This window comes from Nonomuraea sp. NPDC002799 (genome assembly GCF_053592075.1).
On the sequence record NZ_JBSFVA010000021.1, the window covers coordinates 115,383 to 129,248 of the forward strand.

At 71.2% G+C, this 13,866-nt stretch carries 13 protein-coding genes; 2 read left to right on the plus strand and 11 right to left on the minus strand.

What is annotated here, in order from left to right:
* The 10 genes from ACWD0F_RS32445 to ACWD0F_RS32490 all read right to left on the minus strand — a co-directional run bounded on the left by ACWD0F_RS32445 (position 1) and on the right by ACWD0F_RS32490 (position 10,434).
* On the minus strand, positions 1-873 hold the full coding sequence (locus ACWD0F_RS32445; RefSeq protein ID WP_449882251.1) for an ABC transporter permease: 873 nt from the start codon (positions 871-873) through the stop codon (positions 1-3).
* On the minus strand, positions 873-1,799 hold the full coding sequence (locus ACWD0F_RS32450) for an ABC transporter permease (RefSeq protein ID WP_449882253.1): 927 nt from the start codon (positions 1,797-1,799) through the stop codon (positions 873-875). The genes ACWD0F_RS32445 and ACWD0F_RS32450 overlap by 1 nt, the downstream gene beginning before the upstream one ends.
* A complete protein-coding gene (locus tag ACWD0F_RS32455; protein ID WP_449882256.1) occupies positions 1,796-2,851 on the minus strand; it encodes a LacI family DNA-binding transcriptional regulator in 1,056 nt (351 codons plus the stop codon). Before ACWD0F_RS32455 ends, ACWD0F_RS32450 begins: the two co-directional genes overlap by 4 nt.
* Before the next feature lie 33 nt (positions 2,852-2,884).
* Positions 2,885-4,432: an ABC transporter substrate-binding protein gene (locus ACWD0F_RS32460; RefSeq protein ID WP_449882259.1), complete on the minus strand. Its 1,548-nt coding sequence runs from the start codon at positions 4,430-4,432 to the stop codon at positions 2,885-2,887.
* A gap of 13 nt (positions 4,433-4,445) precedes the next feature.
* Positions 4,446-4,784, minus strand: coding sequence for a hypothetical protein (locus tag ACWD0F_RS32465; protein ID WP_449882261.1), 339 nt, complete (start codon positions 4,782-4,784; stop codon positions 4,446-4,448).
* 8 nt (positions 4,785-4,792) lie between these two features.
* Positions 4,793-5,755 (minus strand): DUF6772 family protein, encoded by a 963-nt coding sequence (locus tag ACWD0F_RS32470; protein ID WP_449882263.1) that lies wholly within the window; start codon positions 5,753-5,755, stop codon positions 4,793-4,795.
* Positions 5,756-5,914: 159 nt separating this feature from the next.
* Entirely contained in the window at positions 5,915-7,051 is a 1,137-nt protein-coding gene (locus tag ACWD0F_RS32475; protein WP_449882266.1) for an MFS transporter, read from the minus strand.
* A 280-nt stretch (positions 7,052-7,331) separates the two neighbouring features.
* The gene (locus ACWD0F_RS32480; protein ID WP_449882269.1) at positions 7,332-7,772 is read right to left on the minus strand and encodes an SRPBCC family protein; all 441 of its coding nucleotides are present in this window, start codon (positions 7,770-7,772) and stop codon (positions 7,332-7,334) included.
* Positions 7,769-9,106, minus strand: coding sequence for a carotenoid oxygenase family protein (locus ACWD0F_RS32485; protein ID WP_449882271.1), 1,338 nt, complete (start codon positions 9,104-9,106; stop codon positions 7,769-7,771). The genes ACWD0F_RS32480 and ACWD0F_RS32485 overlap by 4 nt, the downstream gene beginning before the upstream one ends.
* The gene (locus ACWD0F_RS32490) at positions 9,103-10,434 is read right to left on the minus strand and encodes an MFS transporter (RefSeq protein WP_449882274.1); all 1,332 of its coding nucleotides are present in this window, start codon (positions 10,432-10,434) and stop codon (positions 9,103-9,105) included. The genes ACWD0F_RS32485 and ACWD0F_RS32490 overlap by 4 nt, the downstream gene beginning before the upstream one ends.
* 112 nt (positions 10,435-10,546) lie before the next feature.
* On the opposite strand from ACWD0F_RS32490, the gene ACWD0F_RS32495 reads away from it, so the two are divergent.
* Positions 10,547-13,213, plus strand: coding sequence for an AAA family ATPase (locus ACWD0F_RS32495; RefSeq protein ID WP_449882277.1), 2,667 nt, complete (start codon positions 10,547-10,549; stop codon positions 13,211-13,213).
* Here ACWD0F_RS32495 and ACWD0F_RS32500 read toward each other — a convergent pair.
* Positions 13,187-13,549 carry a DUF2255 family protein gene (locus ACWD0F_RS32500; protein WP_449882280.1) on the minus strand — a complete coding sequence of 121 codons (363 nt, stop codon included), beginning with the start codon at positions 13,547-13,549 and terminating at the stop codon, positions 13,187-13,189. The two genes, ACWD0F_RS32495 and ACWD0F_RS32500, sit on opposite strands and share 27 nt — an antisense overlap.
* 116 nt (positions 13,550-13,665) lie before the next feature.
* Here ACWD0F_RS32500 and ACWD0F_RS32505 point away from each other — a divergent pair, with 116 nt between their 5' ends.
* Complete coding sequence (locus tag ACWD0F_RS32505; RefSeq protein WP_449882283.1) at positions 13,666-13,863, plus strand: hypothetical protein; 198 nt, start codon at positions 13,666-13,668, stop codon at positions 13,861-13,863.
* Positions 13,864-13,866 lie beyond the last annotated feature (3 nt).

Here is a 13,866-nt window from a genome sequence, read left to right on the forward strand (position 1 = left end):
TCACAACTCCGTCATCGGGTCGGAGGCGTCGCGCAGCAGGTCGCCGAGGATCCCGATGCTGACCACCACGATCGCCAGCGCGGCGCCCGGCGCGGCGGCGATCCACCAGGCGGAGGCCAGGTAGTCGCGGCCTTCGGCGATCGTCGAGCCCCAGGACGCCTGGGAGGACGGCACGCCGAGCCCGAGGAAGCTCAGCGACGCCTCGGCGACCATGGTCAGGCCGACCTGCACGGTCGCTGCCACGAGCAGCGGCGGCAGGCACGAGGGCAGGATGTAGCTCAGCAGGATCCGCCCGTGCGAGGCGCCCATCACCCGGGCCGAGTCCACGAACTCCCGGTCGCGCACGGCGAGGGCCGAGCCGCGCACCACCCTGGCGAAGATCACCCATCGGGTGACGGCCAGCGCGATGATCACGTTCACCATGCTCGGGCCGAGCACGCCGGCCAGCAGGATGGCCAGCAGCAGGCTGGGGAAGGCGAGCTGGATGTCGCCGATCCTGGAGATGATCCCGTCGGCCCAGCCACCGAAGTAGCCGGCGAGCAGGCCGAGCAGCAGCCCGACCGACCCGCCGACGAGCACGGTCACCAGGGCCACGGTCAGCGACGTGCGCATGCCGGCCAGCACCTCGGCGAGGATGTCCTGACCCACCTGGTCGGTGCCCAGCCAGGCGACGGCTCCGTCCGGCAACCGGGTGCCGGGCGGCAGCAGCCGGTCCACGGGGCTGGTGCGGGCGGCGTCGAACGGCGCCAGCAGCGGCCCGAGCACCCCGGCCAGCACGAACAGCAGCACGGCGCCGAGCGCCAGATGCGCGCGGAGCGGCAGCCCGGCGAGCCGCTTGAAACCCGCTTCGGGGGCGAGGGCGTTGACCGACATCAGGCGTTCTCCAACTGGATCCTGGGGTCGAGGTAGGCGTAGAGCACGTCGACCAGCAGGTTGAGCAGGATGTAGCAGACGGTGATCACCGTCAGGATGGCCTCGACCACGGCGTAGTCGCGGAAGGTGATGGAGCCGACGAGCAACGACCCGATCCCGGGCCAGGCGAAGATCACCTCGACGATGACGCCGTTGGCGATGAAGTAGCCCATGAGCAGGCCCAGCATGGTCACCACCGGCACCAGGGTGTTGCGCAGCACGTGGACGTAGAAGACGACCCGGCGGCTCAGCCCCTTGGCGTGGGCCGTGCGGACGTAGTCCTGGTTCATCTCCTCCAGGATCCCGGTGCGCACCAGGCGGCCCAGCCAGCCGACGAACGGCAGCGCCAGCGTGAGCGCGGGCAGCAGCAGGCTCGCCATCGTCCCGTCGGCGGTGCTGGGCAGGATCTGCAGCCACCGCGCGAAGATCAGCGACAACATGATGCCGATCCAGAACGGCGGCAGCGCCTGGCCGGCCAGCGAGGAGACCGAGATGAGGTGGTCGGCCCAGGTGCCCGCGCGGCGGGCGGCGAAGGAGCCGGTCACGAAGCCCAGCACCACGGTGATCACCATGGCCCAGGCCGACAGGATCAGGGTGGAGCCCAGCCGTTCCATGCAGGCGTCCAGGGCGCTGACGCCCTGCCGCCACGACTCGCCGAAGTTCAGGCCGACGATGTCCTGGAGGTGGTGCCCGTACTGGACGATCAGGGGGTCGCGCAGGCCGAGCCGCGCGCGCAGCGCCTCCAGCGCCTCAGGCGTCGCCTGGCTGCCGAGGATCAGCTCGGCCGGGTCGCCGGGCAGCACGCGCAGCGCGACGAAGACGATGGTGATGGCGCCCCAGATCTGCAGCAGGGCCTGGGCGAGTCGCCTGGCGAGGAACGCGCTCACCGCACGCTCCCGCCGCTCGACGCCCGGACGACCAGTCGCGGCGGGAACAGGATCTGCTCGGGCGAGCCCTCGGCCATCGGCCGCTTGAGCCGCCGCAGCATGTGGTCCACGGCCGAGACGGCGATGTCGGCGGCGGGCAGCTCCACCGTGGTCAGCGACGGTATGACGTAGGGGGCGAACGGGTGGCCGCCGTAGCCGACGACCAGGATGTCGTCCGGGATCCGCAGGCCGGCCTCGTCCGCGACCCGGTAGACGCCGAGCGCGAAGTAGTCGTTGCCCGCCACGAACGCCATCGGCCGCTGCGCGCTCCGCACGACCTCCCTGGCCAGCCGGTACGCCTCGCTCGGGTCCCACGGCATGGCGCTCTGCTCCAGCCGCCGGGTCGGCACCTTGAGCAGGGCGTCGGGTTCGAGGGACAACCCGTTGTCGGCCAGGGCCCGCCGGTAGCCCTCGACGCGGTCGGCGACCGACGAGACGCCCAGGTCCTCCTCCAGGAAGTAGATCTTCTCGGCGCCCTGGGCGATGGCGTGACTGGCCGCCGCGTAGCCGCCCTTGACGTGGTCGACGCCCACCAGGTCGGTGTTCAGCTCGGGCACGTCGCGGTTGAGCAGGACGAGGGGGACGCCCGCCGCCCTGAAGCGCCGCCAGTGGTCGGCCCCCTCCTGCACCGTCACCACGAGCACCCCGTCCACGCCGCGGCGCAGCAGCTCCTCGGCCGCGCGCCGCTCGTTGGCCAGGCTCTCCTCCGTCGCCATCAGCAACAAGGAGTAGCCGTGCTGGCGGCAGTGCTGCTCCATGCCGCTGATGAGCTGGGCGTAGAACGGGTTGGACGGGTTGGTGATCACCATGCCGAGGGTGCTGGCCGAGCCCAGGACCAGCGAGCGCGCCGTCGAGTTGGGCACGTAGCCGAGCCGTTCCGCCTCGGCCTTGACGCGGTCGCGCGTCTCGACGCCGACGCTGTCCTTGTCGGCCAGCGCCCGCGACACGGTGTTCACCGAGACGCCGAGGCTCTCGGCGATGTCCTTCAGGGTGGTACGGCGTGCCTCACGCATGGCGCCCCCAGACTGGGTCGAGTTCCACCTGGATCACCCTGCGGTCGACACCGTGCGGAACTCGGGCTGGCTGTTGGCCACCGGGACGAAGCCCGCCACCGAGGAGCGCACCGCGTACGTGCTCGACAGCGCCGCAGGGAAGACGCCGACCGCGTCGCGCCAGATGATCTCGCACGCCTGGCCGTACAGCGACTTGCGCTCGTCCTGGTCGGAGGTCGATCGGGCCTTGGCGAGGAGGCCGTCGAGCTTGTCGTTGCGGTAGCCCATGCGATTGGCCTGGCTGGTGTAGAGCCGGCCGAGCGTGTAGTCGGCGTCGCCCGTGGTCACGGTGTTGACCTGGAGCTCGATGTCCCAGTCGAGGGCGGTCAGGCGCTTGATCCAGGCGGCCTTCTCGATCTGCTGCGGCTCCACGACGACGCCGACCCTGGCCCAGGCCGAGATCATCGACTGGGCCAGCTCGGTCGCCAGCGGGCCGGTGTCCTTGAACCACATCATCGAGGTGCGGATGCCCGAGCCGTGGCCGGCCTCGGCCAGCTCGCGCTTGGCCAGCTCCGGGTCGTAGGCGTACGGCTCCTGGGGCGCGTGGCCGAAGACCGCCGACGGGATCGGGGCGTCCATGACCGTGGCGGCGTCGCCGTACAGGCTGGAGACGATGCTCTTGATGTCGAGCGCGTGGGAGAGCGCGCGGCGCACGCGCGGGTCGGAGAAGGGCTTCTTGCCGCAGTTGAACCAGGCGAGGAAGTAGTTGAGGCCCGGCTTGCTCTCGACCTTGACGCCGCTGACGCCGGCCAGCCGCTTGAGCTCGTCCGGCGGGATGATCCAGGTGACGTCCACCTCGCCGTTCTGCAGCGAGGTCATGCGGGTGGAGGACTCGGGGATGTAGGGCAGGCGCAGGCCGGGCAGTTCGGGGGCGCCGCCCCAGTGGTTCGCCACCGGCTTGAGCACGAGCTGCGACGACGGCGTGAACGACTCGACGGAGAACGGGCCGCTGCCGATGGGCTTGCGGGACAGGCCGGTCTTGCCGAGTTGTGCGGCGGGCAGGATGAAGGCCAGGCTCAGGTTGACCAGCAGGGTGCCGAGCGGGTCCGTGGTGGTGATCCTGATGGTGCGGGGGTCGGGGGCCTCCACGCCGTCGATCGAGGTCCACAGGGGTTTCTGCGGGCCGTCCGAGGCGGCCAGCCGCTCCAGTGACGCCTTGACGTCGGCGGAGGTCAGTTTGCCGCCGTCGTGGAAGACGACGTCCTCGCGGAGGGTGAACTCCCACGTCTTGTCGTCGGGCTGCCGCCAGGAGGTGGCCAGGCCCGGGGCCGGCTCCGCGCCGCTCCTGGTGACCAGCGTGTCGAAGATCTGGCGGTTGGCCAGGAGCGAGGCCTCGTCCACCGCGCTCGCCCCGTGCGGGTCCAGGTCGTTGATCGCCTGATAGAACGCGGCGCTGAGCACCCGCTTGGTTCCCGGCGCCGACCCCGCTCCCGGGCCGCCGGGGGCGCAACCGGAGAGCAGGGCGGGGAGGGAGACGCCGGCGGCCCCTGCTCCCAGGAGGGTCAGGAACTGCCGCCTGCCCACTCCCTCCGTTGTCGTCATGACCGTTCCTCTCTCAGCTCTTGAGCGCCAGGTAGATCAGGACCTTCGCCTGCGGGTCGCCGCCGCGCAGCGTGGCCCGCAGCCGCAACCAGTGGCCGAACTCGCGCACCCGGAGCGTCACCAGGCCGGGCTCCGTGGCCACCTGCTCGACGGTGTCGTCGTCGTCGCACCAGTGCAGGCCGTCGGGGGAGATCTGGGCGGTCAGCCGCAGGGCGGGCTCGTCGCCCCGCAGATCCAGGGTCCGTACGAACCAGCGCGCCTCCGACGCCCAGCCGGCCTCGTACGGCTCGGTCGCGAAGTCGGCGGTGAAAGTGGTGTTGCGCTCCAGAACGGCGGTAAGAGCGTGTCTCATGCCGGTGCTCACCAATCCACGGAAATCAATGCGGAATCAAGGAAAAGGAAATTGCGCACCGGAGAATGGGTCCGTACGCTCACGTAGAAATTGAGCAGGTTCTCCAGGCCGTCGTACTTGTCGGCATACTGGGGCACCGGCACGTCGCGCATGTCCATGACCCGGTCATTGACCTGGAGCTCGATATTCGTCCGGGTCCTGGTGTCGAACTGCCAGCGCAGGTAATGCCAGTTGACCTTGGTCGGCACCTCGTTGTAGCAGAGGTATTGGGGCTCCTCGTCCAGGGCCCGCCAGTCGGCCGGGTCCGGGGCGGTGAAGTCCTCGACCGGCGACAGGTTCTCCTGGTTGTGCAGGTTCTCCTTGGGCGTCGGCTCGGGGACCACCGGGTAGATCCAGCGCCTGGTGAAGTTGTTGTCCAGGTCGGTGTTCTGGTAGCGGGCGACGCAGTGGTAGCGGATGCCCTCGCCGTCGCACAGGTCCGTGGCCACGGTGAACGCGCCGAACTGGGCCTCCGACGGGTGCAGGTTCCCGTCCCACTCGATCTCGCCGAAGCTGTTGCCGAGCGAGGAGTCCGCGGTGGCCGCCTCGCTCTTGTAGGTGAAGTAGGTCTCGAACTGCACGACCCCGCGCTGGGCCATGGTGAGGCGGCGAATGGCCACGGCGGTGTGTCCCGTGACCGGCCGGGTGGCCACCTTGAGTGCGTAGTTGCCGCTCATCGCGGCGTGCGTGCCGATGTCGAAGAAATCGCACGAGCTGAGCTGCGGCGGGCGGAAGTCGCGCATGTGGACGTCCACGGTGTCGAGATTTCCGTGGCCGTCGTGATTGCCGATGAGTTCGCACCAGCCGTGCGTTCCGGTGGCGAACTCGTCGAAGGCGAGTATGCGCGGCAGGGGATTGAACTTGGAAAGCTTCGGATCCGCCGCGATCAACGCGCGCCGTAGGTCCTCGGCCGGAACATGGGTGGTCTCCACGCGCAAGGCGTCCTTCCCATAGCTAACTTCCGGGCCCGGGATGAACGTTCACGTGAACGTTAATTCCAGGTTTCGAGGACGCTAACTGCTCACATCTGCGGATGTCAAGGGATCAGTCCGGACAGAACGGGATGGAGCACCCACTGGGGTCTGCCGGTCTCATCGACGTGTTGAGCGTCCTGGATGACGGCGCCCACGTAGCAGCTGGCCGACGAGCAGGACCGCGCAGGACCCGACGGTCAGCAGCCCGCCGGTGAGGAAGGTGCCCCGTACATCGGCGAGCGGCAGGACCAGTCCGCCCAGCGCGGCACCCGCCGCGATGCCGGCGTTGTAGGCGCCGGAGTTCGCTGCGAGGGCGATGTCCGTGCGGCCCGGCGCGCAGTGCAGCATCGCGTTCTGCGTGGTCATGAACACCGGCCCGAGTGCGCCGCCCATCAACATCAGGAACACCACCGCCGCCACCTGATGAGCGCCGAAGGCGTACAGGCCGAGCATGCCCACCGCCTGCGTGGCCACGGCGGCGGCCAACGCGGACTGCGGAAAGCGGTCCAGAAACGCCCCGGTGACGCTTACCCCGGCCAGACACGCGACACCGAAAACCACGAACAGGACGCTGACCGCGCTCGGGGAAAAGCCGCTCACGTCCCCCAGAAACGTCACGATGTAGGTGTATCCCGTGAACGCCCCGCCGGCGGACAAGGCCCCGGCCGCCAGCACCGTCCAGAACCGCCGCACGTCGGGACTGCTCGCGTACGCGGCGGACTCTTCTTCCGGACGCGAAGTCGGCAGCAGAACGGCGATCGTCACCAGAGAGACAAGCCCCAGAGCAGCCAGCGTGGCGATGGGCACCTGCCAGTTGCTCTGCTGGCCCAGCCAGGTCCCAGCGGGAACACCCAGCACGAGAGCGAGCGAACCAGCCACAGACAGCGCCCCGACCACACGCCCTCGGACCTCGGGCGCGAACAGATCCACCGCGACCGGCCCCATCACGGCCCAGAACAGCGCCTGGGCGAGCGCGGTCAGCAACCGCGCCACGAGGAGCAGCCAGTAGGAGGTGGCCAGCGCCGCGACCAGACTCGACACCACGAGCGCGGCCAGCAGTCCCGTGAGCACATGACGTCGGGGCACGGCCCGCATGACGTGGGCAAGCGGCACAGACGCGATCGCGACCGTCACGCCGTAACCAGTGACCAGGAGACCAACCGCTGACAGGGACACCCGCAGGTCTCCGGAGATGAGCTCCAGGAGGCCGACCGGCAGGTTCTCCGCGGTGTTGAAGGTCAGGGCGGCCAGCATCAGGGCCCCGAGCACCGCCAGCCTGTGCCATGGAGCCGGTTGCCGCGTGATCGTAGTGTCTGCTCCCGTCCTCGCGCGTTGTACCTGCTCAGTAGCACCGTCCATGCAGGCACCTCACCAGGCGCACCAGCCCCGCCGCAACCGGATTCATCCGCGGAACTCCCGCCTGCGCAGCCGGTGCCGGGAATCGCTGGAGGAGCTCGCCGCCGCCGCGGGATACCCTCCGCAGGCAGCGGAAGCCGCACCGTTCGGGAACGGCGCGGCGTGCGGAAACGCTGGTTCAGGCGTTCTCGGCCGCCGTCTTCAGGCGTTCGAGCCAGGCCGTCAGCGAGGCGCCGAGCGCGGCGCCCATGCCCGCGGCGTCGGCGCGGATGGGCTCGCCGTCCCAGGACTCCTCGGTGTGCACGTGCACCATGCCGTCCTCCTCGGTGAACGTCCACTGGTGGATGCCGTCGATGCCCTGTGCGGGGCCGCCCCAGAGGATGCGGTACGGCTCTTCGACCGCGTACACGGTGGAGGCGATCTCCATCCCGAACGTGGTCCAGTGGAAGACCGAGCCGGGGACCAGAGGGCCTTCAGCGGCGGCGGCGGTGATGTCGCTCTGCCAGGAGGTCCAGCCGGACACGTCGGTGTGCAGGTCCCAGACCCGCCGCAGGGGCGCGTCGACGGTGATGGAGTGGCGGGCGACGACGGCGGCGGAGGTGTCGATACCGGTGATCACTTGTTGTCCTCGATCCAGTGGCCGTGGATGCCGGCGGGCACCCTGCGGGGGAGTTCTACGGTGGCGATGGGGGTGTTGCCGATGTCGGTGGCGTCGAGTACGAGCAGCTGGGAGGCGTTCGCCTTGAGGTCGCTGACGATGGTGAGCAGGTAGCCGTCGTCCTCGTTGACGCCGCCTTCGGCGGGGACGAACACGGCCTCGCCCGGCATGCGGTGCTCGCCGTGCGACAGGAGCTGCCGGCGGCCGGTGCCGGTGTCGAACTTGATGGTGTGGTAGCCGGTCAGGCCCGCGCCGGGGAAGGCGATGGCGTAGCTGTAGCGGTTGGCCGCGCCGGTGCGGGCGTCGTTGATCGAGGGGAACTCGGTGGCCAGGTCGTCCAGGGGCTGGTCGGTGGCCTTGCGGGTGGCGGGGTCCAGGATCCAGCGGTGCAGGGTCGATCCCGCGTCGGGGCTGGTGCCGTAGCCGGGGGCGCCGATCCACCACTTCCAGGAGTTCTCCCAGGACGCCCGGTCGTAGCGGGGACCTTCGACGACGACGCGTCCGTGCCGGTCCACGTAGGAGTTGGTGACGTGCAGCAGCGCGCCCTGCTCGACCTCGAACCAGGTCACCCGGGACGGCCCGGTACGCGGCATGACACCGATCCTGAACGGCACGTCGTCGTGCCACCGGTAGGGGATGCCGGAGTGCTCGAAGTGGTCGAAGACCACGGGTGAGTTGAGGAACACGACGTGCTCGCGCGTGATGGCGAAGTCATGCATGAGGGACGGGCCCGACCCGTCGATGACCTCCGAGCGGATGATCTCCCCGGCGGCGGAGGCGACGTGGTAGGTCAGGTAGGGCGGGAACGGGCTGTAGCTGTAGAAGTGCAGCTCGCCGGTGACCGGGTCCTCCTTCGGGTGGGCGGTCATCGCGCTGGTGAGCTTGCCGCCGAAGTCGTACACGCCGACGGTGTCGAGCTCGGCGGTGACCTCCCAGGGCAGGTTCGCCTCCTGGAGGGCGAGATAGCGGCCGCCGTGGAAGATGATGTTGGTGGCGGCGGCGCTGACCTCCAGCTCGGTGCCGGTGAACGGCACGCCGTCCAGGAACGGGGTGCCTACCCAGCGGTTGCGGTACCACTCGGCGCGGCCACCGGACAGCCGCACTCCGTGGATCATGCCCTCGCCCCTGAACCAGTGGCTGGGGGTGATGCCCGGCTTGGGGTTGTGGCCGTTGCGGAAGTAGCGGCCGTTCAGCTCCGGCGGGAGCGTGCCGTGCACGGTCAGCTCGTGAGCGGTGATCTCATCGGGCACCGGGGTGAAGTGGCCGGTGAGGTATGGCTTGGGCAGTTCGGTCATCGGAGTGCGTCCTTCCGGATCGTGATCAGGGCGAGCAAGACGGTCAGCAGGGTGATGAGGGCGGCGGCCGTGAACGTTCCGCGGTAGCCGCCGGTGAGCGAGAGGACGGTCAGGACGGCGAGGCCGATGGCGCCGCCAATCTGCCGGGTGGCGTTGATCAGCCCACCGGCGAGACCGCTGTCGGCGGCCGGGACGCCCGCCGCCGACAGGGCGGTGAGCTGGACGAACGCCGCTCCCAGCCCGGCGCCGATCAGCACCGAGGGGCCGAGCAGGTCGCTCAGGAAGGTCCCGTCGGAAGGAGCCCGCGCCAGCCAGGCGAGCCCGGCGGCGAGCAGGAGCAACCCGCCGGCCAGCACGGCCCGGCCGGACAGCCGCCGGGTCAGCCGGGGAGACGCCCAGGAGGCCAGGGTGATCGTCAGCGCGAGCGGAAGCTGGGTCAGTCCCGCCTCCATCGGCGAGTAGCCGAGGACGCGCTGCTGGTAGAGCGGCAGGAAGAAGAACAGGCCGAGCCAGACCGCGCCGAGCAACGCCATCAGCACATTGGCCGCGGCGAGCGAGCCGGCCTGGAAGATCCGTGCGGGCACCAGGGGGCCGGCCGATCGGCGTTGCAGGTGGACGAAGAGGGTGAGCAGCAGCACCCCCGCGACCACGGCGGGCCAGACGGCGCCGGACACCCCGTAGGTGAAGGCGGTCAGGCCCAGCGTGACGGCGAGCGCGCCCGGCAGGTCGAGACGGCCGCCGCGCGGCCGGTCGGCGGGCAGCAGCCGCCAGGTGGTCACCAGCACCGCCACGGCCACGGGAACCATGACCACGAACACCGAGCGCCAGCCGTAGACGTCGCTGAACAGGCCGCCGAGCAGCACGCCCGCCGCGCCTCCCACGCCGGAGACCGCGCCCCAGACGCCGAGCGCGGTGCCGCGTCGCGGGCCGTCGGGGAACAGCGTCAGCACCATGGCCAGCGCGGTGGGCGCCAGCAGCGCCGCGCCGACGCCCTGGACGGCTCTGGCCACGATGAGGGTGACGATGTCGTTCGCCAGCGCCGCGCCGAGCGAGGCGGCGGCGAACAGAGCGGTGCCGATCAGGAAAACGCGACGCAGGCCGTACACGTCGCCGGAGCGGCCGCCGAGCAGCAGCAGGGCGCCGAAGGCCAGCACGTAGGCGTTGACCACCCACGACAACCCGGCGGGGCCGAGCCCGAGTCCGGTGCGGATCTCCGGCAGTGCGACGTTCACGATCGAGGTGCTCAGCACCACGAGGAACTGAGCCGTGGCCAGAACCGCCAGTGGCGTCCAGTTGGTGGTGGTCGGGGAGAGGGAGGCGCTGCTCATGGCCATCACCCTCGCAGCGGCCCGCGGACGCTCGCGTCGGTGATTCCCACCTATCCGCCGCAGCCACCCGGACTACGTATGACCTGCGGCGTTACGGAATAATGGTGCTCATATGGACGCATCGCTGGTGGGACGGACGGACGAGATCGGCCGCGTGGGCGCGCTGATCGACGCGGCCCGGCAGGGGCAGGGCGGTGCCCTGGTCCTGCGCGGCGAGCCGGGCATCGGCAAGACCTCGCTGCTGCGACAGGCGGAGGCGGCGGCGGGCGACTTCCTGATCATGCGAGCCTCCGGCGCGGAGTTCGAGATGGAGCTGCCGTTCGCCGTCCTGCACCAGCTCTGCGCGCCGGTCCTGGGCAAGGTGCCGGCGCTGCCCGCCCCGCACCGCAAGGCGCTGGAGATCGCCTTCGGCCTGGACTCCGGCACACCCGATCCGTTCCTGGTCGGCGTCGCGACCCTGGGCCTGCTGGCCGAGGCGGCGCCGGAGCGCCCGCTGCTCTGCCTGGTCGACGACGCGCAGTGGCTCGACCACGCCTCGGCCAGGGCGCTGGCCTTCCTGGCCCGCCGGGTCGCCGCTGAACGGGTGGCCCTGGTGTTCTCCGTACGCGAGCCGTGCCGGCTGCCCGAGTTCGACGAGCTGCCGAGCCTGGCGCTGAAGGGCCTGGGGGAGACGGACGCCCGCGCGCTGCTGGCCGCCGCGATCCGTGCCCCGCTGGACGAGCGCGTCCGCGACCGCATCCTGGCCGAGGCCCGCGGCAACCCGCTGGCGCTGCTGGAACTGCCCAGGAGCGCCGGCCTGGCCGGGATGGCCGGCGGCTTCGCCCTGCCCCCCTCCGCGCCGGGCGTGATCGAGCAGAGCTTCCGCGCCCGGCTGGAGCTGCTGTCGCCGCAGGCCCGGCTGCTGATCACCGTCGCGGCGGCCGACCCGGTCGGCGACCCCGGGCTGTTGTGGCGGGCGGCCGAACTGATGGGCATCGAGCCGTCGGCGGCCACCGAGGCCGCCGCGCTGGTCGAGTTCGGCACCAGGATCCGTTTCAGCCATCCCCTCGCCAGGTCGACGGCTTACCGCGCCGCCTCCACGGCCGATCGGCAGCGGGCGCACGAGGCGCTGGCCGCGGTGACCGATCCGGCCGCCGACCCCGACCGGCTGGCCTGGCATCGCGCGGAGGCCAGCACGGGGCCTGACGAGCAGGTCGCGGCCGAGCTGGCCCAGTCCGCCGCCCGCGCCCAGGCCAGGGGCGGTGTGGCCGCCGCCGCCGCGTTCCTCGAACGGGCCGCGGCGCTCACCCTCACCCCTGAGCTCCGGACCGAACGCGTGCTCGCCGCGGCCCAGGCCAAACTCTCGGTCGGCGCGTTCGACGTGGCGGCCGAACTCCTCACCACCGCCGAGACCGCCGCGCTCGACCAGCGGCAACGAGCCAGGGTCGACCTGCTGCGCGGCAAGCTCTCGTTCGTCCGGCGCCGGGGCGGCGAGGGGCCCACGACCTACCTGCTGAGCGCGGCCGCCCGCTTGGCCGGCACCGATCCCGCCTGGTCACGGGCCTGCTACCTGGACGCGATGGAGACGGGCATCCTGATCGGCGGCCTGGGCCCGGTGGTGGCGGCGGCTCGCCAGGCCCCGCCCGCCCCGCAGCCGCCCTCCGGTGCCGACGCGGTCCTGGACGGCCTGGTCAGCCTGGTCACCGACGGGCACCGGGCCGCGGCCCCCGTCCTGGGGCCGATCGTCGGGAACGCCGGCGACGAGGTGTGGGCCCGCTGGCCGTCCATGGGCTTCATGCTGGCCGTGGAGTTGTGGAACCACGACGCCCTGCACGGCATCCCCGCCCGCGTCGTCGCGGCGGGCCGCGAGTCCGGCTCGTTCCACATGTTGCCGATCGGGCTGGCCATGCTGGCCACGGCCTCCGTCCACGCCGGCGACTTCGGCGCGGCGGCGGAGCTGATCTCCGAGGAGGAGGCCATCGCCGCGGCCACCGGCGCGGCACCGCTGGTCTACCCGCGCATTCACCTGGCCGCCATGCGCGGGCGCCGCAAGGAGGCCGCCGAGCTGTTCGCCGGCGTGCTCGCGGCGAGCCAGCGGATGAGCCTCAGCGTCCAATGGGCGACGAGCGTGCTCAACAACGGCCTGGCCGACTACCGGGCGGCGCTGGAGGCCGCGCAGCAGGCCGTCACGCACGGCGATCTCGGCCTGTCCGGGCTGGCGCTGCCCGAGCTGGTCGAGGCGGCCGTCCGCTGCGGCGAGACCGAGCTGGCCGCCTCGGCGCTGCGTACGCTGTCCGAACGCACCCAGGCCGGCCGGCAGGCGTGGGGACTGGGGGTCGAGGCTTACTCGCGCGCCCTGGTCACCGAGGACGAGGACGCCTACCGCGAAGCCGTCGAACACCTCGACGGCAGCCCGATGGCGATCTACCGCGCCCGCGCACACCTGCTGTACGGGGAGTCGCTGCGCCGCCGGGGCCGGCGGCGCGAGGCCCGCGAGCGGCTGCGCACGGCCCACGAACTGCTGTCCGACCTCGGCGCGCAGGCTTTCGCGGACCGGGCGGCCGGCGAACTGCGGGCCACCGGCGAGCACGCCAGGAGCCGTTCGTCGCAGGCGTCGGATCAGCTCACGCTGCAGGAGCTGCACATCGCCCGGCTGGTCGCCGACGGCGCCGGCTCCAAGGAGGTGGCGGCCAAGCTGTTCCTCAGTCCGCGCACGGTCGACGCGCATCTGCGCAACATCTTCCGCAAGCTTGGCCTCACCTCACGCAAACAGCTAAGAGACCTCCCTGGCATTCGCTAGCCGCATGGTGGTCGTCGCGGCCTCCGGGCCGGTGATCGTCTGTACGGGGCCGGGCCAGCTCAGCGCGTACTTCGCCCGGTAGCCGCCGGAGATCCGGTCGACCAGCGCGGGCTCGTCCACCGGTGTCAGCCGTACGGGCACGGCCACCCCGTCCAGCTCGATCTCCGTCGCCGCGTCCGCCAGCACCCTGCGGTACCACCCGCTCCGGTGACCGAAGGCGGAGCGGACATAGGCCGCGCCGTCGATCACCACCACCCAGATCGGCCTGGCCGACCACCTTCCGTCCGCGTGCCGCACACGCATCACGATCTCCTCTGTCTCGGCGAGATTCTCCATGGGCTCACCGTGCCGACGGGGGGATCGTGACCGCGTCGGCGATGACCACCTACGTCACAGGCATAGGCAGGTTTCACCGACGCGAGCGGCGGGTGCGCCCGGCCAGAGTGAGCGGCATGACAACGATCGACGACACTCCGTACACGGTCCCCGGCGAGCCCGCGAAGAAGCAGAAGAAGAACAAGGCCAGACGGCGGGTGGCGAAGGGGCTGGCCTGGTTCGCGCTGCTCTTCACCGCCGTGCTCGTGCTGGCCGAGCCGTGGCTGCTGCTCCCCACGGCCGCCATGGTCGCGGCGATCGTCCTGTGGGACTGACGC